The following is a 21,866-nucleotide window of genomic DNA, read 5'->3' as shown; positions in this document are numbered from 1 at the left end:
GAGAGTAGGACGCCGCCGAACTCCTTTTAGAGCTCTGGCTCTTGGGCATGCCGCCCAAGAGCCAGAGCTTTTTTGCGTTGGGGTAAGGTCAGGGAGCATCGTTGGCTCGTTTTCCCCACAGGAGGCCCCCGGGTGGAGGTCCAAGAGACCCGCGTCCAGACAGACCGGGTGCTCACCATCCCGAACATCCTCAGCATGGCGCGCCTGGTCGGCGTACCCATCTTCCTGTGGTTGATCCTCAGGCCCGAGTTCGGAGGCCCCAAGAGCGACACATGGGCGCTCCTGGTGCTGATGCTGAGCGGGATCAGCGACTACCTGGACGGTAAGCTCGCGCGGCGCTGGAACCAGATCAGCAGCCTTGGCCGGCTTCTTGATCCCGCCGCGGACCGGCTCTATATTCTCTCGACTCTCGTCGGACTCACCTGGCGCGAGATTCTGCCAATCTGGTTGACTGCGGCACTGCTGGCGCGAGAGCTGGTTCTGCTGGTAGTGGTGGCCGTCCTCAGGCGCCATGGCTATCCGCCGCTGCAGGTGAACTTCCTGGGCAAGGCAGCCACGTTCAACCTGATGTACGCGTTCCCGTTGCTGTTGCTCAGTGACGGAAGTGGATGGCTCGCGTCACTCGCAGCGATTTTCGGATGGGCGTTCGCCGGATGGGGTACAACGCTGTACTGGTGGGCAGGAGTCCTCTACGTGGTACAAGTCCGCCGCCTGCTGCGCGCGGATGCCACGGCCGACTGACCTTGCCGATGGGGCGGTAACAGTCGCTCGATGGCCCGTTGCGCAAAAGTGCGGGACAATCTGGACTGGTGAAGTCGGCTAGACCGTCGTCTCTCAGAGGAGGACGCTTCCGACATGAAGGCCGTCGTGATGGCCGGAGGCGAAGGCACACGCCTTCGCCCCATGACCTCAAGCATGCCCAAGCCACTGTTGCCCGTGGTCAATCGACCGATCATGGAGCACGTGCTGAGGCTGCTCAAAAGGCATGGGCTCAATGAGACCGTAGTCACCGTGCAGTTCCTGGCCTCATTGGTCAAGAACTACTTCGGTGACGGCGAAGAGCTCGGCATGGAGCTCTCGTATGCCAATGAGGAGAAGCCACTCGGTACCGCCGGAAGCGTCAAGAACGCCGAAGAGGCGTTGAAGGACGATGCCTTCCTCGTCATCTCCGGTGATGCCCTGACCGACTTCGACCTCACCGAACTGATCAATTTCCACAAGGAAAAGGGTGCGCTGGTCACGGTCTGTCTGACCCGGGTGCCCAATCCGCTGGAATTCGGCATCACCATCGTCGACGAAGAGGGAAAGGTCGAGCGTTTCCTCGAGAAGCCGACCTGGGGTCAGGTCTTCTCGGACACGGTGAACACGGGCATCTATGTGATGGAGCCCGAGGTCTTCGACTATGTCGAAGCCGATGTTCCGGTCGACTGGTCCGGCGATGTCTTCCCGCAGCTCATGAAGGAGGGCAAGCCGGTCTACGGCTTTGTCGCCGAGGGCTACTGGGAGGACGTCGGCACTCACGAGAGCTATGTGAAGGCGCAGGCCGATGTCCTGGAGGGCAAGGTCGACGTTGAGATCGACGGCTTCGAGCTGTCGCCGGGAGTGTGGGTTGCCGAGGGTGCCGAGGTGCATCCCGACGCGGTTCTCCGCGGTCCGCTCTACGTCGGTGACTACGCCAAGGTGGAGGCCGGCGCCGAAATCCGTGAGCACACCGTCATCGGTTCCAACGTCGTCGTAAAGACCGGGGCTTTTCTGCACAGGGCGGTCGTGCACGACAACGTGTACGTCGGCCAGCACAGCAATCTGCGTGGCTGTGTCGTCGGAAAGAACACCGACATCATGCGTGCGGCCCGGATCGAGGACGGCGCCGTCATCGGTGACGAGTGCCTGATCGGTGAAGAATCGATCGTGCAGGGCAATGTGCGGGTCTACCCGTTCAAGACGATCGAGGCCGGCGCCTTCGTCAACACGTCGGTCATCTGGGAGTCGAGAGGGCAGGCACACCTCTTCGGCGCTCGTGGTGTGTCCGGGATCTTGAACGTCGAGATCACACCGGAACTCGTGGTGCGTCTCGCCGGCGCCTACGCCACGACCCTCAAGAAGGGCTCCACGGTCACCACGGCCCGAGACCACTCCCGAGGCGCCCGGGCGCTCAAGCGGGCGGTGATCTCCGCCCTGCAGACCAGCGCCATCGACGTACGGGACCTGGAGAACGTACCGCTGCCCGTGGCCCGGCAGCAGACCGCGCGGGGCAGTGCCGGCGGGATCATGATCCGGACCACGCCCGGGGTGCCGGACTCCGTCGACATCATGTTCTTCGACAGTCAGGGCGCCGACCTCTCGCAGGGGAGTCAGCGCAAGCTGGACCGGGTGTTCGCGCGCCAGGAGTACCGGCGTGCGTTCCCCGGTGAGATCGGGGACCTGCACTTCCCGGCCAGCGTCTTCGACTCGTATACCGGGTCCCTGCTGCGGAATGTCGACACGACCGGAATTGCCGACTCCGGCCTGAAGGTCGTGGTGGATGCGTCGAACGGCAGCGCCGGGCTCGTATTGCCCAGCCTTCTCGGCAAGCTCGGTGTGGATTCGCTGACGATCAATCCCGGTCTCGACGAGTCCAGGCCGACGGAGACCGCGGACACGCGGCGGTCGGGGCTGGTGCGGCTCGGCGAGATCGTGGCCTCCGCGCGGGCGGCGTTCGGCGTGCGGTTCGACCCGGTCGGTGAGCGGTTGTCGCTCGTCGACGAGAAGGGGCGGATCGTCGAGGACGACCGGGCCCTGCTCGTGATGCTCGACCTGGTGGCCGCCGAGCGGCGCAGCGGGCGGGTGGCGCTGCCGGTGACCACCACGAGGATCGCCGAGCAGGTGGCGGCCTATCACGGGACGCAGGTCGAGTGGACGACGACCTCGCCGGACGACCTGACCCGGGTCGGGCGCGACGAGACGACCATCTTCGGCGGTGACGGCAAGGCCGGGTTCATCATCCCGGAGTTCAGCAGTGTCTTCGACGGTGCCGCAGCCTTCGTACGACTCATCGGGCTGGTGGCGCGGACGCAACTCACGCTGAGTCAGATCGACGCCCGGATTCCTCGGGCGCACGTCCTGAAGCGGGATCTCGCGACTCCCTGGGCCGTCAAGGGACTTGTGATGCGCCGAGTTGTGGAAGCGGCCGGTGATCGCTTTGTCGACACCACGGACGGGGTACGGGTCGTAGAGACCGACGGGCGCTGGGTGATGGTGTTGCCGGACCCGGCCGAGGCGGTCACGCACCTGTGGGCCGAAGGGCCCGACGACGCTTCCGCGCAGGCCCTGTTGGACGAGTGGTCGGCGGTCGTGGACAGCGCCGGACGGTAAAACGCGGACCACGCGCGCGTGCCGGACATGTCTCCCCAAGGGGGCCTGTCCGGCACGCCGGTGGGGCCATTCGGAGGTACAGGCCACCACGTGCGACGATGTGCGGCATGCCGCAGCAGCCCCCCGTTCGGAGCACACCCACGCGCCCTGCGCGTCCGGACGCATCCATGTCGCTGCTCACCAACGTCATGGACCACAGCCTCGACGAGGGTTACGCCGAGGCCGCCGCCCGCAAGAAGGCCGCGGGCGCGAGCGGCATGCCGAAGCCCCTCCGGACGAAGCTCGGTCTCGCGGCCGGTCTGGTGCTGGCGGCCCTTGTCGTGACCCTGGGAGCGGCGCAGGCGCGGGTGGCCGCCCCCGTGGTGGCCAAGGAGCGCCAGGAACTGATCGACCGTATCGACAAAGAGACCAAGTCGGCGGACAAGCTGGAAGACACCGTCGACACGCTCCGGGACGACGTGAGCGCTCGGCAGCGGGCGGCGCTGAAGACGAGCGGCGGCAGCGGCCAGGCGGACCTGGTGAGCATGCTGTCCGGCGCGACCGCTGTGCACGGCCCCGGTGTGAAGCTCGTCGTCGACGACGCGAAGGAAGCCAGCAGCGGCGGGGGCGACAACCCGCGCGAGACCGCCGACTTCTCCGACACTGGGCGGGTACGCGACCGGGACATGCAGCGTGTGGTCAACGGACTGTGGGCGGCGGGTGCCGAGGCCGTCTCCGTCAACGGGCAGCGGCTGACGGCACTGTCCGCGATCAGGGCCGCGGGCGACGCGATACTGGTCGACAACAGGCCGCTGGTGCCGCCCTATACGGTGCTCGCGGTGGGGGACGGCAAGCGTCTGAGCACGAGGTTCCAGAACGGTGCCGACGGGCTCTATCTGAACGCTCTGGAAGACAACTACGGCATCAGGGCGACCATCGCCGTGGAGAGCGATCTCCGGCTGCCCGCCGCGCCGAGTGTGATCGTACGAACAGCACAGCCGAGAACTGAGAAGGGCACATCGTGATCGCCGTACTGGGCCTCATCGTGGGAGTGGTGGCCGGAATCCTGGTCCGGCCTGAGGTGCCGGTGGTCGTCGAGCCCTATCTGCCGATCGCCGTCGTCGCGGCGCTCGACGCCGTCTTCGGTGGTCTGCGGGCGATGCTCGACGGGATCTTCGACGACAAGGTCTTCGTGGTGTCGTTCCTGTCGAACGTGGTCGTGGCCGCGCTGATCGTCTTCCTGGGCGACAAGTTGGGCGTCGGCGCCCAGCTGTCCACGGGTGTCGTGGTCGTTCTCGGGATCCGGATCTTCTCCAACGCCGCGGCCATCCGCCGGCACGTCTTCCGGGCGTGAGGTCGATGAGCAACGACGACGAGCAGCCGGAGAACAGGCTGCGCAGGGAACTGCCCGAAGAGGTACCGGCGTCTGCATCCGCGGAGGCGCCGGTCGCCGAGGAGACGCCCGCTCCCACCGTCACGGGTCGGCAGCGGCTGGTGCAGGGGCTGTGGCCACCACGCGCCAGCAGGGCCCAACTCATCGTCGCCGTGCTGCTGTTCGGCCTCGGCTTCGGGCTGGCCGTGCAGGTCGCCTCGAACAGCAACAGCGACAGCGCGCTGCGCGGGGCCCGGCAGGAAGATCTTGTGCGCATTCTCGATGAACTGGACGACCGTACTCAGCGTCTTGAGGACGAGAAGCAGGGTCTGCAGAAACAGCGCGACGAGCTGGAGAACAGCTCCGACCAGGCCGAGGAGGCCCGCAAGCAGACGGCCGAGAAGGAGAAGCAACTCGGCATTCTGGCGGGCACCGTGGCCGCGCAGGGACCCGGCATCACGATGACCATCGATGACACGAAGGGAACGGTCGAGGCGGACATGTTGCTCGATGCGGTCCAGGAGTTGCGCGCCGCAGGCGCGGAGGCGATCCAGGTGAACGGTGTACGTGTGGTCGCCGGCACCTATCTGACGGACTCCGACAAGAGCGTGAGCGTCGACGGGAACAAGATCAACGCCCCCTATCGTTTCAAGGTCATCGGCAAGCCGCAGGATCTCGAACCGGCGCTCAACATCCCTGGAGGTGTGGTGCAGACTCTTGAGAAGGAGCAGGCCACCGTGACCGTCGGGCGGTCGAGCAAGATCATTGTGGATGCCTTGCGGGCCGCGAAGCAGCCTGACTACGCTCGGTCGTCCTCCCGGTGAACCGGGGGTGCATGAGGGCCGTCCGGCGAGGGCATGAGGTTGCGGGGGGTCGACGCACCGATTGGGTGGTGCGTGGTGGAAACTGTCTGGTGGATACGGACGTTGTGAGGATGTCCGGGTCGACCGGTGTGTTCAATCAGGGTTCGTCCTGCCCCACGGGCGGGTCTGTTTCGGTCAAGGGGAATCGCCCGTGAAGTTGTTTGCGAAGTTGTTCGGCAAGAGTGCGAAAGAGAGCAGCGACAACCAGACCGCTCGCCATCGCGCACAACCGGACGCGGAGGGCCAGCGCCCGCTGTTCCGTGACCAGGTCGCTGGTCAGGGCGCGCCGTCGGTTGACCCTGCGCAGTCCGGCGACATAGGTTTCGGGCAACCGTCAACCTCAAGTACGGGTGGAGGGTTTTCCCCTATGTCGGCCCTGGTGTGTACGAGGTGCGGTAACCGCAACGCGGAGAACAGCCGCTTCTGTTCCAACTGCGGTGCGCCGCTGCGCCCCGGCGTGACCCCGGAGCGCGCGTCCGAGACGACGTCGACCATCTCCATCTCCGGTCTCGAGGCCTACGACGCCGAGGTGACCGGCCAGACGCAGATGCCGACGCTCTCCCCGGAGGCGCAGGCGGCCGTCGACGCCCTGCCGTTGGGCTCTGCGCTCCTGGTGGTGCGGCGCGGTCCGAACTCGGGCAGCCGCTTCCTGCTGGACGGCGAGTTGACCACGGCCGGCCGTCACCCGCAGAGCGACATCTTCCTGGACGACGTGACGGTCTCGCGCCGCCATGTGGAGTTCCGGCGCGTTGCCGACGGTTCCTTCACGGTCGCCGACGTCGGCAGCCTCAACGGCACCTACGTCAACCGTGAGCGCATCGACTCGGTCCCGCTGGCCAACGGTGACGAGGTGCAGATCGGCAAGTACCGGCTGGTGTTCTACGCGAGCCAGCGGGGTTACTGACCCTCCCTCGGACTGGGTCCGGGGGATTCCCCCAGGAAGGTCCATGCTTCAAACACCGAGCGGCGGTGCCGGGCACGGTACCGCCGCCACGGACACCGGGCTGATGAGCATCGGTACGGTGCTGAACACGCTGCACGACGAGTTCCCCGAAGTCACCATCTCCAAGATCCGTTTCCTGGAGTCGGAGGGGCTCATCGAGCCGCAGCGGACCCCTTCCGGCTACCGCAAGTTCAGCCCCGCCGACGTCGAACGCCTCGGCCATGTCCTGCGGATGCAGCGGGACCACTATCTGCCCCTCAAGGTGATCCGCGAGCACCTCGACGCCATGGAGCGCGGGGAGGCCGCCCCGCTGCCCACCGTGGGCCGTCAACGGGACGGCGAAGTCGTCCTGGAGCCCGTGGAGGGCCCCACGGTGGCTCGGATCGGGCGGGCCGAGCTGCTGGCCGCCGCCGGGATCGGTGAGCAGGAGCTCGACGAGTGGGAGTCGTACGGACTCATCGCTCCACTGCCCGACGGCGTGTACGACGCGGAAGCCGTCACCGTGGCCGGGCTCGTCCTGGAGTTGGGGCGGTTCGGGATCGAGCCGCGGCACCTGCGCGCGATGAAGGCCGCCGCGGACCGCGAGGCCGGGCTCGTCGACCAGGTGGTCGCCCCGCTGAAGCGGCACCGCAATCCGCAGACAAGGGCCCACGCGGAGGCCCGTACGAAGGAGCTGGCGGGGCTCACGGTGAAGCTGCACGCAGCGCTGGTGCAGACCGCGCTCGGAGTGCGCCTGCCCTGAGCCGGACGGGATTGCGGCCGTCTGATCGGCCACCCGTTCTCGGCCCGACTACCCAAACGTCCCGGGCACGGCCTAGGGTTGCTGTGTGAACGAGCTCGATGTCGTAGGTGTCCGGGTCGAAATGCCCTCCAACCAACCGATCGTGCTCCTGCGTGAAGTGGGAGGCGACCGCTACCTCCCCATCTGGATCGGGCCCGGGGAGGCGACGGCGATCGCCTTCGCACAGCAGGGCATGGCCCCCGCACGACCGCTGACCCACGACCTGTTCAAGGACGTGCTGGAGGCCGTCGGCCAGGAGCTCACCGAAGTGCGCATCACGGATCTGCGTGAGGGCGTCTTCTACGCCGAGCTGGTGTTCGCCAGCGGAGTCGAGGTGAGCGCCCGCCCGTCCGACGCCATAGCGCTGGCACTGCGCACCGGGACGCCGATCTACGGCAGCGACGGCGTGCTCGACGACGCCGGCATCGCGATCCCGGACGAGCAGGAGGACGAGGTGGAGAAGTTCCGCGAGTTCCTCGACCAGATCTCACCCGAGGACTTCGGGACCAACAGCCAGTGAGATCGAGGGCCGGCTGAGAAATGCTGGCATTTGCCACCGGCGTGTGAGAGCGTCCTGCGGCCCGCCGCGAGCGCATTCGGCTAGCCTTTCCCCGCGGTGGGGTACGGGAAACCACTCCTAGGGTGATTATCACTCGGCGTGCCTAGCGTGGCGATCGTTGACGCACCCCTGGTGACTGCCTACCGTCGAGAAGGCAGGTCAAGGACGGAGGTCGGCGTGAGAAGCAGCGGCGACGGTACGGCTGGGGGTGCCCCGGAACGCAGTTTCGGGGACAGTGGCCCGTACCCGCTTCATGGCAGTGCGGCCGATCACGCTCCGCATCGACCCACTGCCGTGCCGAGCAGCGGAGGGGCGACGTCCATGGCGTCCGAGCAGATCGGCTACCGGGGCCCTACGGCCTGTGCGGCGGCAGGCATCACCTATCGGCAACTGGACTACTGGGCACGCACCGGGCTGGTCGAGCCCAGCGTGCGGCCCGCGCACGGGTCGGGGACACAGCGGCTCTACAGCTTCCGGGACGTGGTCGTCCTGAAGATCGTCAAGCGGTTCCTCGACACGGGTGTGTCGCTGCAGAACATCCGCAGCGCCGTTCTGCACCTGCGGGAGTGCGACTTCCGCGATCTGGAGCGCATGACGCTGATGAGCGACGGTGCCACGGTCTACGAGTGCACCTCCCCGGACGAGGTCCACGCCCTGCTCCAGGGCGGCCAGGGCGTCTTCGGCATCGCCGTGGGCGTGGTGTGGCGTGACGTGGAGAGCGCCCTGTCGCAGCTGCACGGGGAGCGCGTCGACACCGGCGAGACACTCGTCGGGTCCAACCCCGCCGACGAGCTGGCCAGGCGGCGCAACCGGGCCGTCTGAGGGCCCGGCAGGAGCTGTGACGGGGCATTGTCAGTGGCGTAGGGCAGCATCGGAGATGTGAGAACCGCGCCCACGATCCTGCATCTCGACATGGATGCCTTCTTCGCCTCGGCGGAGCAGGCGTCCAAGCCGAGCCTGCGCGGGAAAGCCGTCGTCGTGGGCGGGCTCGGACCGCGCGGTGTGGTGGCCACCGCGTCGTACGAGGCACGGGTTTTCGGGGTGAACTCGGCGATGCCCATGGCCCAGGCGCGCAGACTCGCTCCGAACGCCGCGTATCTCGTGCCGCGCTTCGGCTTCTACCGGTCGATCAGCGAGCAGGTGATGGCCTTGCTGCGGGCGCTGTCGCCGCTTGTGGAGCCGCTGAGCCTGGACGAGGCGTTCGTGGACCTGGAGGCCGGGGAGACGGCCTGGGACGCCGAGTCGGCGCGGCGGGCCGGGGAGCGGCTCCGAGCCGACATACGGGCCGTCACGGGCCTCACCGGGTCGGTCGGCCTCGCCGCCTCCAAGATGATCGCGAAGATCGCCTCCGAGCGCGCCAAGCCCGACGGGCTGGTACTGATCGAGCCCGGCACCGAGCGGGCATTGCTGGGGCCGTTGTCGGTGCGCACGCTGCCGGGGGTCGGCCCGGCGACGGGCGACCATCTGCGGCGGGCCGGGATCACCACGGTCGACGAGATCGCCGAGGCGGGCGAGGACGAGCTCGTACGGCTGGTGGGCAAGGCCCACGGGCACGGGCTGTACGCCATGGCGCTCGCGCACGACGAGCGGCCCGTGGTGGCCGAGCGGGAGACCAAGTCGGTGTCGGTCGAGGACACCTACGACGTCGACATCCACGACCGGATCCGGGTGGGCCTGGAGGTACAGCGCCTCGCCGACCGGTGTGTACGGCGGCTGCGGGGCGCCGGCCTGTCGGGGCGCACCATCCAGCTGAAGGTGCGGCGGTACGACTTCTCGACGCTGACCCGGTCCGAGACGCTGCGCGGGCCCACGGACGACCCCGGGGTGGTGCGGGAGGCCGCGGCGCGGTTGCTGGACTCCGTGGACACCACGGGCGGGGTGCGGTTGCTCGGGGTGGGGGTCTCCGGGCTCGCGGACTACACGCAGGAGGACCTGTTCGCGCAGGCGGCGGGGGAGCAGGTCGACCTTCTTGAGGAGGAGCACACGGAGGAGGAAGCGGGCGGGGAGCAGTCGGCGCCCGTGGAGCGCCGCTGGCCCGCAGGGCACGATGTGCACCACTCCGGGTTCGGGCACGGGTGGGTGCAGGGCAGCGGTCTTGGGCGGGTCACCGTGCGGTTCGAAACACCGGAGGATGCCGGGCCCGGGCGGGTACGGACGTTCCGGATCGACGATCCCGAACTGGAGCCGGCGGAGCCGCTGCCGTTGGTGACGCGGGACGTGGGTGAACTGACCCCAGCATCAGGGCAGTTGGCGGCGCCACCCCCGGAGAATCGAAGACCTGCCGACCCTCCCGCCGCTTCGGCTCAACTGTCGTCCGAGCCGGCCAGTTTGCCGAAGTCGCGGTCCGGGAGGGAGGGCGGTGGGGCCACGTCGAGGCCGTAGTGGTGGTAGAGCTGGAGTTCCTGGTCGGGGGAGAGATGGCGGCCCACGCCGAAGTCGGGGGCGTCCTTGATCAGGGAGCGTTCGAAGGGGATGTGCAGGGTCCCCTCGATCAGTTCGCTGGGCTCCAGGGGGACGAAGGCGTCCCTGGAGAACAGGCCGGTGCGTATGGCCGCCCACTCCGGTACACCGGTCGCGTCGTCGAGGTAGACCTCGTCGATCGTGCCGATCTTGGCGCCGGTGCGGTCGAACGCCTTGCGGCCGATCAGGTTGCGCGGATCGATATCGGTCTGCACGGGCCCTCCTCCTGGTCGCAACTCATTCGTAAACTCTACAAAAGAGCACATTCGGGCCGGTGGCCACTCGAAAGCTCGGCTTCACCGCTCGCTGGTAGGCTGGCGAGCGGCTGCTGACCCCGTGCGGGAGAGTCCTCCAGACTTCATCGGAGGCGCCGAAGGAGCAAATCCTCCCCGGAATCTCTCAGGCTCACGTACCGCACGGACGAGGTCACTCTGGAAAGCAGGGCGGGTGCCGGCGACGGCCCCCGCTCTCACCGACGGTGAAAACCGGTGACCTTCGGGTGGCCGGTGAAGCTCTCAGGTTGAGATGACAGAGGGGGAGGCCGTCCGGGCACCCCACTGTCGTGGTGCCCTCGAAGGTCGTGTCCGACCAGGAGGCCTCCCAAATGACCGCCCCTCGCACTTCGCTCTCCGAGCTCGAACAGGGCATCCCGTTCGAGCAGCGCCACATCGGTCCCGACCAGGAAGCGCGGGCCAAGATGCTCGCGCAGGTCGGCTACGGCTCGCTCGACGAGCTCACCGCCGCCGCGGTCCCCGATGTGATCAAGAACGCCGACTCCCTGGACCTGCCGGGCGCCCGCACCGAGGCCGAGGTACTGGCCGAACTGCGTTCCCTCGCGGACCGCAACGAGGTCCTCGGTTCCATGATCGGGCTCGGCTACTACGGGACGTTCACCCCGCCCGTGATCCTGCGCAATGTCATGGAGAACCCGGCCTGGTACACGGCCTACACGCCGTACCAGCCGGAGATCTCCCAGGGGCGGCTCGAAGCCCTCCTCAACTTCCAGACCATGGTCGCCGACCTCACCGGGCTGCCGACCTCCGGCGCCTCCCTGCTCGACGAGGGCACGGCCGCCGCCGAGGCCGTGGCGCTGTCGCGGCGCATGGGCAAGAACAAGAAGGGTCTGTTCCTGGTCGACGCGGACACGCTGCCGCAGACCATCGCCGTGATCGAGACCCGTGCCGAGCCGACCGGTGTCGAGGTCGTCGTCGCCGACCTCAGCGAGGGCATTCCGGCCGAGATCGCCGAGCGCGAGATCAACGGCGTGCTCGTGCAGTACCCGGGCGCCTCCGGTGCCGTACGCGACATCAAGCCGCTGATCGAGCAGGCGCACGGGCTCGGCGCGCTCGTCACCGTCGCCGCCGATCTCCTCGCGCTCACGCTGCTCAAGTCGCCCGGCGAGCTGGGCGCCGACATCGCGGTCGGTACGACGCAGCGCTTCGGGGTGCCGATGGGCTTCGGCGGGCCGCACGCCGGATACATGGCCGTGCACGAGAAGTTCGCGCGCAGCCTGCCCGGGCGGCTCGTGGGCGTCTCCGTCGACGCCGACGGACACAAGGCCTACCGCCTCGCCCTCCAGACCCGCGAGCAGCACATCCGCCGCGAGAAGGCCACCAGCAACATCTGCACCGCCCAGGTGCTCCTCGCCGTCATGGCCGGCATGTACGCCGTCTACCACGGGCCGGACGGGCTCAGGGGCATCGCGCGGCGGACGCACCGGTACGCCACGATCCTCGCCGCCGGGCTCACCGCAGGCGGTGTCGAGGTCGTGCACGGCGGCTACTTCGACACACTGACCGCACGCGTGCCCGGCCGGGCCGCCGAGGTCGTCGCCGCCGCCCGCGAGGACGGCGTCAACCTCCACCTCGTGGACGCGGACCAGGTGTCCATCGCCTGCGACGAGACCACCACGCGTGCCCAACTGGCAGCCGTATGGACCGCGTTCGGGGTGGATGGTGACGTTGAGGCGCTTGACGCGTCCGCCGAGGACACGCTGCCCGAGGCGCTGCTGCGGAACGACGCGTACCTCACGCACCCCGTCTTCCGGGACCACCGTTCCGAGACCGCGATGCTGCGCTACCTGCGCAAGCTCGCCGACCGCGACTACGCGCTCGACCGGGGCATGATCCCGCTGGGCTCCTGCACGATGAAGCTCAACGCGACCACCGAGATGGAGCCGGTCACCTGGCCCGAGTTCGGTCAGCTGCACCCCTTCGCGCCCGCCGAGCAGGCGCAGGGATACCTCACGCTCATCCGGGAGTTGGAGGAGCGGCTCGCCGAGGTCACCGGGTACGACAAGGTGTCGTTGCAGCCCAACGCCGGTTCGCAGGGCGAGTTGGCCGGGCTGCTGGCGGTGCGTGGGTACCACCGGGCCAACGGGGACGCGCAGCGGACCGTGTGTCTCATTCCCTCGTCCGCGCACGGCACGAACGCTGCCAGTGCGGTGATGGCCGGCATGAAGGTCGTCGTCGTGAAGACCGCCGAGGACGGTGAGATCGACGTCGAGGATCTGCGGGCGAAGATCGAGCAGTACCGCGACGAGCTGTCGGTACTGATGATCACCTACCCGTCCACGCACGGGGTGTTCGAGGAGCACGTCGCCGACATCTGCGCGCAGGTCCACGAGACCGGCGGGCAGGTCTACGTCGACGGCGCCAACCTCAACGCCCTTGTGGGGCTTGCCAAGCCGGGGCACTTCGGCGGCGATGTCTCGCATCTGAACCTGCACAAGACGTTCTGCATTCCGCACGGTGGTGGCGGTCCGGGCGTCGGGCCGGTGGGTGTGCGGGCGCACCTCGCGCCGTATCTGCCGAACCATCCGCTGCAGCCTGCTGCCGGTCCTGAGACGGGAGTTGGGCCCATCTCCGCCGCTCCGTGGGGCTCCGCCGGGATTCTGCCGATCTCCTGGGCATACGTCCGGCTCATGGGCGGCGAAGGGCTGAAGCGGGCCACGCAGGTGGCCGTGCTCTCCGCCAACTACATCGCCAAGCGGCTCGAACCGCACTACCCCGTGCTCTACACCGGGCCCGGCGGGCTCGTCGCGCACGAGTGCATCATCGATCTGCGGCCGATCAGCAAGGCGACCGGTGTCTCCGTCGACGACATCGCCAAGCGGCTCATCGACTACGGCTTCCACGCGCCGACGATGTCGTTCCCGGTGGCCGGCACACTGATGATCGAGCCGACGGAGTCCGAGGATCTCATCGAGCTGGACCGGTTCTGCGAGGCGATGATCGCGATTCGCGGGGAGATCGAGAAGGTCGGGGCGGGGGAGTGGCCGGCCGAGGACAACCCGTTGCGGAACGCGCCGCATACCGCTGCCGCGCTTGGCGGGGAGTGGGGGCACGCTTACTCGCGTGAGGAGGCTGTCTTCCCGGCGGGTGTGTCTGTCGCGGACAAGTACTGGCCGCCTGTGCGGCGGATCGACCAGGCCTTCGGGGACCGGAACCTGGTGTGTTCCTGCCCGCCGCTGGATGCGTACGAGGACTGACGCCTTTCGGGTGCGGCGCCGTTGTGGCTGGTCGCGCAGTTCCCCGCGCCCCCAAAAAAAAGGGCGCGGGTGCTCACGCCGGATACGAGTGGGTCTGGGTTGCCTTGACCGTTGCCCAGATCAACGCTCCCTGATGCAGGGCCAGTTCGGCCGCTGCCGGCGTCGTCAGGTCTGCCGCCAGGGGGAGTTCGCCCGTCAGGTCTACGCGGATCTGGTCGCCGTGGGTTTCCAGGCCCGCAACCTCGCAGCGCCAGAGGTTGCGGGCGCTGGCGCCGGTCGGGCGGTCCCGGAAGAGAGTCACCGCGCTTGGTGGGAACGCCACGAACACCTCGCCGGTCAGATCCTCTGTGGTGGTGATCGTGGGCCCGGTGTCCAGGGTGACCGTGTGGCCGTCGGCGTGGCCCTTGTAGAGGTTGAGGCCGACCAGTTGGGCGATGTAGTCCGTGCGCGGGTGGCGGGCGATGTCGGCGGGGGTGCCCTGCTGGACGATCGTGCCCTGCTCGATCACCACCAGCCGGTCGGCCAACACCATGGCGTCCAGGGGGTCGTGGGTGACCAGGACCGCGACCGCCTCGAACTCCGCGAGGTGGCGCCGGAGTTGGGCCCGTACGTCCAGGCGGGTGCGGGCGTCCAGGGCGGCCAGGGGTTCGTCGAGGAGGAGCAGGCGCGGGCGGGTCGCCAACGCCCTTGCCACGGCCACCCGTTGGGCCTGGCCGCCGGAGAGTCTGCGGGGCTTGGCATAAGCATGTTCCGTGAGGTCCATGCGATCCAGCCACTCGGCGGCGATGGCGCGGGACTCCGCCTTGGTCGCGCCCTGGCAGCGGGGGCCGAAACCGACGTTGTCGAGGGCGGTGAGGTGCGGGAAGAGGAGGTAGTCCTGGAAGACGACTCCTACCGGGCGGGACTCCGGTGGCGTACGGTCCAACTCCTCGCCGTCCAGCCGTAGATGACCGTCCGTCAGGCCCACCAGACCGGCCAGGGCTCGCAACGCGGTTGTCTTTCCGGCGCCGTTGGGGCCGAGGAGGGCGACCACGTCTCCGGGGGCGGCGGTCAGTTCGACGTCCAGGCGGAAGGTGCCGCGGTCCACGACGAGATGGGCGTCGAGGCCCTTGTCAGGCGTGGTGATGAGGTCGGTCATGAGGTCGTCATCCAGCGGTCCCGGAGTCCTGCCAGGACCGCGATCGACACGGCCAGCAGGACCAGGCTGAGGGCGATCGCTGCCTCCGGGTCGTTCTGGAGGGCGAGGTAGACCGCGAGGGGCATGGTCTGGGTGCGGCCGGGGAAGTTGCCGGCGAAGGTGATCGTCGCGCCGAACTCGCCCAGTGCGCGGGCCCAGGCGAGCACCGAGCCGGCCGCGATGCCCGGGGCGATCAGGGGGAGTGTGACCCGGCGGAACGCCGTGAAGCGGGAGGCGCCGAGGGTCTGGGCGGCCTCCTCGTAGCGCGGGTCGGCGGCGCGCAGGGTGCCCTCGACGCTGATGACCAGGAACGGCATCGCGACGAACGCCTCCGCGACCACGACGCCGGTCGTCGTGAAGGGGAGCGTGATGCCGAACCACGAATCCAGCCACTGGCCCACGACGCCGTTGCGGCCGAGGGCCAGGAGCAGTGCCACGCCGCCCACCACCGGGGGCAGGACCAGCGGGAGTGTCACCAGGGCTCGGACGAAGCGGCGGCCGGGGAACTCCGTGCGGGCCAGCAGCCAGGCCAGCGGCACGCCCAGCACCAGGCACACCGCTGTCGCCAACGTCGCGCTCAGCAGGGAGAGTTGGAGCGCCTGCCAGACCTCCGTGCTGGTGAGCTGTGACGGCAGCGACCGCCAGGGGGCCCGTACCAGAAGGGCGAGCAGCGGGAGGAGCAGGAACGCCAGGCCTACGAGCGCGGGCAGCAGCAGGGGGAGGGGCACCCCGCTACCTGTCATCCGGACACGCCGACGCCGCGGCCCGCCCTTCAGGGTCTCGGCCGCGGCGTCGGAGGTGTCGAGAGGGGTCACGGCTTGAGGAAGCCCGCCGCGGACAGCACCTTCTGGCCCTCGGCGGACTGCACCAGCGCGATGAACGCCTTGGCGGCGACGGCGTTGGGCGCGTTCTTCAGGAGGACGATCGGGTAGTCGTTGATGGCGTCGGCGGACTCGGGGAACTCCACGCCCTCCACCTTGCTGCCGGCCGCGTGCACGTCGGTCTTGTAGACGACCGCCGCGTCGGCCTCCTTCAGCACCACCTTGTTGAGGGCGGACTTGACGTCCTCCTCGTAGGACACCGGGGTGAGCTTCAACTTGCTTGCGGTGAGCGCCTTTTGGGCCGCCGCGCCGCACGGCACCGTCTTGTCGCAGAGCACGACCTTGAGGCCGGACTTGGTGAGGTCCTTCAGGGAGGCGACCTTGTCGGGGTTGCCCGGCAGCGTGGCGATCTCCAGCTGGTTGCGCACGAACGTGGCCGGGGTGCCGACGCCGTCGCCCTTGTCCGTGACGATCGCCATGGTCTTGGGGCTCGCGGCGGCGAACACGTCGGCCGGGGCGCCGCTGGTGATGCTCGCGGCGAGGGTGTCGCTGCCCGCGAAGTTGAAGGTGACCTTGGTGCCCGGGTGCGCCGTCTCGAACTCCTTGCCCAGGGCCGTGAACGACTCCTTGAGCGAGGCGGCGGCGAAGACGGTGACAGTGCCGGACATCTTCGGGGACGCGGACGCCGAGGTGTCGGACTTCGAGGAGGACGAGTCGTCGCTGGAGGCGCAGGCGCTCAGGGCCAGCAGCGCGGCGGCTCCGGCCCCCGCAACCTGCAGGGTCCGGTGGGTCCGACGCGCGGAACGGGTCATCACGGTTCTACTCCTCTGATTCTGCCGATAAGGGATGGTCGCGCCCTTGCCCGACCGCAACGGCCGTGCCGCGATGATAATGCCGCATATGCAAGGTGTAAGTCTCCTGTCGCATCGCATGAGCTGCGCTATTCGCTGGTGGGGTGCGCATGTGCGTTTGTACGGGACTGCCGTCCGGGTACCACATTCCGGGAGGTGATGGCTCGTGACGCTCGCGCAGCTCGACCTGACGGGGGACCTCGCCCGGCCCACCCGGCTGACCGTGCCGGACCTGCTGAACTGGCCGTTGCACCGGTCCGGGTCAGCTTCGAGTGCGCCACCAGCGGCACCCAGGTCCACCGCTTCGCGGGACCACGGCTCTACGACGTCCTGTCCGCGGCCGGTCCCGGCTTCGACCCCGTCCGCCGCAAGGACCGGCTGCGCTTCCTCATCGCGGTGAGCGGTACGGACGGGCACCACGCGCTGCTGTCCTGGGCCGAGATCGATCCCGACTTCGCTCATGCCCCTGTTCTGCTCGCCGTGAGCATCGACGACACCCCGCTCGACCGTGCCGGACCGCAACTGGTGCTTCCGCAGGACCGTTGCGGGGCCCGGCACATCAGTGGGATCAGTGCGATACGGGTGGACGGGGGTTACGGCGCGGCGAGTCGGCCAGTGCCAGCCACATCCGGTCGCGGGTCAGCGGAAGTTCGGTGAAGCGGACGCCCGTCGCGTCCCGCAGCGCGTTGGCGAAGGCGGGCGCGACCGGGTTGAAAGGGCTCTCGCTCATCGACTTGGCGCCCAACGGCCCGATGGCGTCCGCCGTTTCCATGAAGTGCACCTCGGTGCGCGGCACGTCCGCGTACTGCGGGAGCCGGTAACGCCGGAACGCGGCCGTCTCCACCGCGCCCCGCCCGTCGATGCGGACGTGCTCGAAGAGGGTCGCGCCGAGCGCCTGGGCGACCCCGCCCTCCACCTGGCCCCGGCACTGCATCGGGTTCATCACCTTGCCCGCGTCTGCCGCGTGCACACTGCGCAGGATGCGGATCTCACCCGTGTCCGGGTCCACGGCGACCCTGAACCACTGCGCGTTGAAGGCCACCGAGCGGGGCGTCCCGCCGAAGTGCCCGTCGGCGGTGAACTCGACCCCGACCGCCGCACCCGCCGCGTGCAGCTCCTTCAGGGTGAGGCGTCCGCCCGGATGCATTACGGCCTCCTCCGCCAACCGGCAGTCCGCGCGCGGGAGTTGCAGATGGGCGGCGGCGAAGTCGAGCAACTGGTCGGCGAGGGCGCGGGATGCCCGCAGCGTGGCCTTTCCCGCCACCACCGTGCCCGTGGAGGCGAAGGCGCCCGTGTCATGGCGTACGACGTCCGTGTCGGACTGGCGGACGGTGATCCGGTCGACGGTGGTGGCGAGTTCACCGGCCGCGATCTGGCGGTGGACGGTCGTCGTGCCGTTGCCGAACTCGGCGGTTCCCACGGCCAGATCGAAGCCGCCGTCGGACAGGAGGCTCGCCTTCGCGTCGGCGATGTGACCACCGGGTGGGCCCGTCGCGATCATCGCCAGGGCCGCTCCTTCGCCCACCAGCCAGCCTTCAGGAGCCGCTTTCCAGGGCTCGGTCTGCGCGCGGCGCACGATCGCGAGGCACTGGTCGAGGCCGTAGCTCGCGATGTGCAGATCCTCCTCCTCGCCGCCGGGGGAGAGCATCGGCTCGCCCGGCCCGATGATGTTCTTCGCCTTGAACTCCAGCGGATCCAGGTCCAGTTGGCGGGCGAGTTCGTCGAGCGCCGACTCCACGGCGAACATCACCTGGCCGAGGCCGTAGCCCCGGAAGGCGCCCGCCGGGACGGTGTGCGTGTAGACCGAGAAGGCGTCGACCTTCTTGTGCGGGGCGCGGTAGACGGCCATCGACTCGCCGACGCTGTGGAACATGACGGCGGGGCCGTGGTTGCCGTAGGCGCCGGTGTTGGAGACAACTCGCAGCTGGAGCGCGGTCAGTTGGCCGTCGCGGCGGGCGCCCGCCTTCACGTGGATGGTGAAGGGGTGGCGGGTGGTCGCGCCGTAGAACTGTTCGGCGCGGGTGTACTCCAGCTTCACCGGGCGGCGCAGGCGCAGGACCGCGAGGGCGACGATGTCCTCGACGAGCATCTCCTGTTTGCCGCCGAAACCGCCGCCGACCCGTCCGGCGACGACCCGCACCTGTTCCTCGGGGAGGTCGTAGAGCGCGCAGAGGGCGCGGCGCGTCAGGAAGGGGGTCTGTGAACTGGTGCGTACGGTAAGCCTGTTGCCCTCGTCGAACCAGGCCACCGCGCCATGCGTCTCCAGGCTGGCGTGCTGGACGCGCTGGGTGCGGTAGGTGTCCTCGTAGACGGCGTCGGCCTCCGCGAAGCCTGCCTCCACGCTGCCGATCTCGCCGTGCGCCTCGCCGACCACATTGTCCTGAGGGCGTGAAATGCGGGCCGTGGTCGCGTCTTTGTCGTGGACGACGGGCGCGCCCGGGCGCATCGCCTCCTCCGGGTCGAGGACCGCGGGCAGGATCTCGTACATCACCTCGACGCGTCGGCAGCCCTCCTCGGCGGCGGCCTCACTGTCGGCGACCACGGCGGCGACGCGCTGGCCGACGTAGCGGACGGTGTCGTCGAGGACGCGGGTGTCGTCGGGGTCTTCGGTGGGGTGCTCGTGGCGGGCCGTGGAGAAGTGCCGTTCGGGGGCGTCGTAGTGGGTGAACACGGCGTGCACGCCCGGGACTTGGAGAGCAGCAGCGGTGTCGATCGCGGTGATGCGGGCGTGGGCGTGCGGGGAGCGGAGGAGCTTCATGTGGAGCAGGTCGGGGACGTCGATGTCGAAGGTGTAGCGGGCCGTTCCGGTGACGACCTGGGGGCCGGCCGGGGCGGGGAGGTTGCGGCCCACCGCCTCGCCCGCGCCGGGTGCTTCGGCGTGGCATACGCCTCGTACCGCGTCCTCGATGGCGCGGTAGCCGGTGCAGCGGCACAAGTTGCCCTTGAACGCGCGGGGGAGATCGGTGAGTTGGTCCTCGTCCAGGGCGGCCGTCGTCATCAGGAAGCCGGCCGTGCAGAAGCCGCATTGGAAGCCCTGGGCGTCGAGGAACTTCCGTTGGACGGGGTGGAGTTCGCCGTCCTCGGCGGCCAGGCCCTCGACCGTGGTGACCGTACGGCCGTCGGCACGGAAGGCCGGGTAGAGACAGCTGTGCACGGGCTCGCCGTCCACATGGACCGTGCAGGCGCCGCAGTCGCCCGCGTCGCAGCCCTTCTTCACGCCGAACCAGCCGCGCTCGCGCAGGTAGGTGCGCAGGCACTGGCCCGGACGGGGTTCTTCGGCGAAGGAACGGCCGTTGACCTCGATCTTCATGCTGCCGTCTCTCCCAGTTCCAGTTCCCGGCGGATCTCCTCCGCGTAGTGGAACGTCATGTGCGCCCGCCATTCCGGCAGCCCGTGGATGTCGTCGAACCATTCGTCGACGGTGGAGGCGATCGCCGTGCGGAGGTCCCCGGCCGTGGGCGGCAGCGGGAACCGCAGGCGGAACGGGCGGACCGTCGACGCGGTGATCGTCAGCGCGAACGAGCCGTCCTGCGGGTCCAGGGTGCCGATGACCAGGACTCCGGAGCGGCCGAGGCCGTAGAGGGAGGCCTGGCGGAAGGCCGTACGGCAGGTCAGGGCGCGGGCCGGGACGGTGATCGAGCGGAGGAGTTCGCCGTCGGCCAGATCCTTGCGGCCCGCGCCGGTCACGAAATCGGTGACGTGGACGCGGCGGTGTACGCCGTCCTGGGACAGGAGCAGGCACTCGGCGTCCAGGGCGGCCGTGAGGGAGATCATCGGGCCGGCGGGGAGGGCGTTGCAGAGGTTGCCGCCGACCGTCGCCATGTTCCAGATCTTGAAGGAGGCGAGGAAGGCGCGGCAGCACTGCTCGACGAGCGGGGCCGCCTCGGTCGTCAACTTCGCGGCGAAGCGGGAGAGTTGGGCGATCGTGCAGGTGGCCGCGATCTCCAGGGAGCCGTCCGGGAGGTGTTGGACGGGGGTCCAGCCGGTGCGGCTCAGGTCCACCAGGCGGCGCAGGTGCGGTTGCGGCTCGGAGAAGAGATATGTGCCGCCGCCGAGCCAGGCGTCGCCCGGCCGCCAGGGGGTCGGCTGCCGGGCGTCGAGGATCTCGGCCACCGTGTTCAGGTCCATGACCGCCAGTGAAGCAACGCGGACCGGGCCGGGACGACTGGTTCACAGCACGGAAACGCCGATGTTCCCGGGCGTTGCTTTGGAGGATCGACCAAGAGGCGTTTCGGGTGATTGGTCTTGCACTTACCATGCAATCACTCGTGTTCACCTGGCGAATGCGAGATGCGAGGAGCCGGAACCATGCACGTCGAACACCTCCTTCAGGACGAGTCCCTCGGCCTGCGTCTGCTGTGGGCCGAGGACGCCCAGCTGGCGCGGGAGATCAGCGGGGTGACCGTGACCGACCTGGAGGACCCCGCGCGGTTCGTGCGGCGGGACGAGGTGGTGCTCAGCGGACTGGTCTGGTGGTCCGCCGAGGACGGACCCGGGCGGGCCGAGCGGTTCGTGTCCGCGCTGCGCGGGGCGGGGGCCGCCGCGCTGCTCGCCGGGGAGGAGACGCACGGCTCGGTGCCGGACGACCTCGTCGAGGCGTGTGTGCGGCACGGGGTGCCGGTGGCCGCCGTACCGGCGCACATCATGTTCCGCGCGATCACCGACACCGTGTACCTCGGGCGGTGGGGCGAGTTGAGCCGCCGACACGCGTTGCCGGACGGCGTGCGGGGGCGGCTGAGTCGGATGGCCGCGCAGGGTGCGGGCCCGGAGGCGATCGTGGCGACGGCCTTCGCTCACCTCGAACGGGCCGTCGCCTATGTCCTCACCCCCTCCGGGCGCACGGTCGCGGCCACTTCGGGTGCGGCTGCGATATCCGCGCCGGAGGCCGCCGCGCTGCTGGCGGAGGCCCTGCCCGTCGACGCCGACGGGGTCTCGCCGTACGAGCGCTGGCACCTCTGCCTTCCCGATCCCGACGATGCCCCGCCGCGCACGCTGCACGAGTTGGCCTCGGTGCTGGGGCGCTGCCAGGAGGCGCGGGTCCGGTCGCGGGCCGAAGAGCGGCAGACGGCGGACGAGTTGGGGGCGCTGCTCGCCGCGCCCGGTACGGATCCTTCGGTCGTGGCGACGGCGCTACGGGCCTGTGGGCTGCCGGAGGGAGGGCCGTACCGCGTGCTGGTCGCGGAGACCGGAGCGCAGCGGGCGGGGCATCGTCGGGATCG

At 69.2% G+C, this 21,866-nt stretch carries 18 protein-coding genes, 1 pseudogene and 1 riboswitch; of the genes and pseudogenes, 13 read left to right on the top strand and 6 right to left on the bottom strand.

The window, feature by feature from the left end:
* Positions 1-132: 132 nt before the first annotated feature.
* The 10 genes from JHN45_RS37125 (at position 133) to JHN45_RS37080 (ending at position 10,230) form a co-directional block, all read left to right on the top strand.
* Positions 133-741 (top strand): CDP-alcohol phosphatidyltransferase family protein, encoded by a 609-nt coding sequence (locus JHN45_RS37125; protein ID WP_201053934.1) that lies wholly within the window; start codon positions 133-135, stop codon positions 739-741.
* A gap of 114 nt (positions 742-855) precedes the next feature.
* Complete coding sequence (locus JHN45_RS37120; protein WP_201053932.1) at positions 856-3,351, top strand: mannose-1-phosphate guanyltransferase; 2,496 nt, start codon at positions 856-858, stop codon at positions 3,349-3,351.
* A gap of 167 nt (positions 3,352-3,518) precedes the next feature.
* Entirely contained in the window at positions 3,519-4,355 is an 837-nt protein-coding gene (locus tag JHN45_RS37115; protein WP_200716116.1) for a DUF881 domain-containing protein, read from the top strand.
* On the top strand, positions 4,352-4,684 hold the full coding sequence (locus tag JHN45_RS37110; protein ID WP_019059351.1) for a small basic family protein: 333 nt from the start codon (positions 4,352-4,354) through the stop codon (positions 4,682-4,684). Before JHN45_RS37115 ends, JHN45_RS37110 begins: the two co-directional genes overlap by 4 nt.
* A gap of 5 nt (positions 4,685-4,689) precedes the next feature.
* On the top strand, positions 4,690-5,526 hold the full coding sequence (locus JHN45_RS37105; RefSeq protein ID WP_201053930.1) for a DUF881 domain-containing protein: 837 nt from the start codon (positions 4,690-4,692) through the stop codon (positions 5,524-5,526).
* A gap of 61 nt (positions 5,527-5,587) precedes the next feature.
* Positions 5,588-6,469, top strand: coding sequence for an FHA domain-containing protein (locus JHN45_RS37100; RefSeq protein ID WP_200716114.1), 882 nt, complete (start codon positions 5,588-5,590; stop codon positions 6,467-6,469).
* A gap of 43 nt (positions 6,470-6,512) precedes the next feature.
* The gene (locus JHN45_RS37095; protein ID WP_201053928.1) at positions 6,513-7,250 is read left to right on the top strand and encodes a MerR family transcriptional regulator; all 738 of its coding nucleotides are present in this window, start codon (positions 6,513-6,515) and stop codon (positions 7,248-7,250) included.
* An 85-nt stretch (positions 7,251-7,335) separates the two neighbouring features.
* Entirely contained in the window at positions 7,336-7,809 is a 474-nt protein-coding gene (locus JHN45_RS37090; RefSeq protein WP_006123076.1) for a bifunctional nuclease family protein, read from the top strand.
* A 216-nt stretch (positions 7,810-8,025) separates the two neighbouring features.
* Positions 8,026-8,670, top strand: coding sequence for a MerR family transcriptional regulator (locus JHN45_RS37085; RefSeq protein WP_200716112.1), 645 nt, complete (start codon positions 8,026-8,028; stop codon positions 8,668-8,670).
* Positions 8,671-8,727: 57 nt separating this feature from the next.
* On the top strand, positions 8,728-10,230 hold the full coding sequence (locus JHN45_RS37080; protein ID WP_201053926.1) for a DNA polymerase IV: 1,503 nt from the start codon (positions 8,728-8,730) through the stop codon (positions 10,228-10,230).
* Here the strand turns inward: JHN45_RS37080 and JHN45_RS37075 are convergent.
* Complete coding sequence (locus JHN45_RS37075; RefSeq protein ID WP_200717230.1) at positions 10,152-10,523, bottom strand: PRC-barrel domain-containing protein; 372 nt, start codon at positions 10,521-10,523, stop codon at positions 10,152-10,154. The genes JHN45_RS37080 and JHN45_RS37075 overlap by 79 nt on opposite strands.
* Positions 10,524-10,637: 114 nt before the next feature.
* Positions 10,638-10,733: riboswitch (glycine riboswitch) on the top strand.
* A 179-nt stretch (positions 10,734-10,912) separates the two neighbouring features.
* Between JHN45_RS37075 and gcvP the strand changes: the two genes are divergently transcribed.
* Positions 10,913-13,798, top strand: a complete 2,886-nt coding sequence (gene gcvP / locus JHN45_RS37070; protein WP_201053925.1) for an aminomethyl-transferring glycine dehydrogenase — start codon at positions 10,913-10,915, stop codon at positions 13,796-13,798.
* A gap of 73 nt (positions 13,799-13,871) precedes the next feature.
* On the opposite strand, the gene JHN45_RS37065 is transcribed toward gcvP, so the two are convergent.
* The 3 genes from JHN45_RS37065 to modA are packed head-to-tail and all read right to left on the bottom strand — an operon-like array spanning position 13,872 to position 16,608.
* Positions 13,872-14,936: an ABC transporter ATP-binding protein gene (locus JHN45_RS37065; RefSeq protein ID WP_201053923.1), complete on the bottom strand. Its 1,065-nt coding sequence runs from the start codon at positions 14,934-14,936 to the stop codon at positions 13,872-13,874.
* A complete protein-coding gene (locus tag JHN45_RS37060) occupies positions 14,933-15,790 on the bottom strand; it encodes an ABC transporter permease (protein WP_200717233.1) in 858 nt (285 codons plus the stop codon). The genes JHN45_RS37065 and JHN45_RS37060 overlap by 4 nt, the downstream gene beginning before the upstream one ends.
* A complete protein-coding gene (gene modA, locus JHN45_RS37055; protein WP_201053921.1) occupies positions 15,787-16,608 on the bottom strand; it encodes a molybdate ABC transporter substrate-binding protein in 822 nt (273 codons plus the stop codon). The genes JHN45_RS37060 and modA overlap by 4 nt, the downstream gene beginning before the upstream one ends.
* Before the next feature lie 205 nt (positions 16,609-16,813).
* On the opposite strand from modA, the pseudogene JHN45_RS53460 reads away from it, so the two are divergent.
* A pseudogene (locus tag JHN45_RS53460) lies at positions 16,814-17,304 on the top strand (molybdopterin-dependent oxidoreductase).
* Here JHN45_RS53460 and JHN45_RS37050 read toward each other — a convergent pair.
* Together JHN45_RS37050 and JHN45_RS37045 are read right to left on the bottom strand one after the other, a co-directional pair.
* Complete coding sequence (locus JHN45_RS37050) at positions 17,216-19,957, bottom strand: molybdopterin-dependent oxidoreductase (protein ID WP_201053919.1); 2,742 nt, start codon at positions 19,955-19,957, stop codon at positions 17,216-17,218. The pseudogene JHN45_RS53460 and the gene JHN45_RS37050 sit on opposite strands and share 89 nt — an antisense overlap.
* Positions 19,954-20,775 carry a xanthine dehydrogenase family protein subunit M gene (locus JHN45_RS37045; protein ID WP_201053917.1) on the bottom strand — a complete coding sequence of 274 codons (822 nt, stop codon included), beginning with the start codon at positions 20,773-20,775 and terminating at the stop codon, positions 19,954-19,956. Before JHN45_RS37045 ends, JHN45_RS37050 begins: the two co-directional genes overlap by 4 nt.
* 180 nt (positions 20,776-20,955) lie before the next feature.
* Here JHN45_RS37045 and JHN45_RS37040 point away from each other — a divergent pair.
* Positions 20,956-21,866: PucR family transcriptional regulator ligand-binding domain-containing protein (locus JHN45_RS37040; protein ID WP_201053915.1), on the top strand; the 911-nt coding region annotated here is incomplete at its 3' end.

It is taken from the genome of Streptomyces sp. MBT53 (assembly GCF_016654115.1).
Lineage (GTDB): Bacteria > Actinomycetota > Actinomycetes > Streptomycetales > Streptomycetaceae > Streptomyces.
Note: the sequence above shows the minus strand (reverse complement) of the source record. Positions and strands in the feature narration are given on the sequence as shown.

Excerpts from the sequence above, each read along its gene's own strand:
- JHN45_RS37120 (WP_201053932.1), top strand. The coding sequence starts at position 856 with ATGAAGGCCGTCGTGATGGCCGGAGGCGAAGGCACACGCCTTCGCCCC.
- JHN45_RS37115 (WP_200716116.1), top strand. The coding sequence starts at position 3,519 with ATGTCGCTGCTCACCAACGTCATGGACCACAGCCTCGACGAGGGTTAC.
- JHN45_RS37105 (WP_201053930.1), top strand. The coding sequence starts at position 4,690 with ATGAGCAACGACGACGAGCAGCCGGAGAACAGGCTGCGCAGGGAACTG.
- JHN45_RS37095 (WP_201053928.1), top strand. The coding sequence starts at position 6,513 with ATGCTTCAAACACCGAGCGGCGGTGCCGGGCACGGTACCGCCGCCACG.
- gcvP (WP_201053925.1), top strand. The coding sequence starts at position 10,913 with ATGACCGCCCCTCGCACTTCGCTCTCCGAGCTCGAACAGGGCATCCCG.
- JHN45_RS37065 (WP_201053923.1), bottom strand. The coding sequence starts at position 14,936 with ATGACCGACCTCATCACCACGCCTGACAAGGGCCTCGACGCCCATCTC.
- modA (WP_201053921.1), bottom strand. The coding sequence starts at position 16,608 with ATGACCCGTTCCGCGCGTCGGACCCACCGGACCCTGCAGGTTGCGGGG.
- JHN45_RS37050 (WP_201053919.1), bottom strand. The coding sequence starts at position 19,957 with ATGAAGATCGAGGTCAACGGCCGTTCCTTCGCCGAAGAACCCCGTCCG.
- JHN45_RS37045 (WP_201053917.1), bottom strand. The coding sequence starts at position 20,775 with ATGGACCTGAACACGGTGGCCGAGATCCTCGACGCCCGGCAGCCGACC.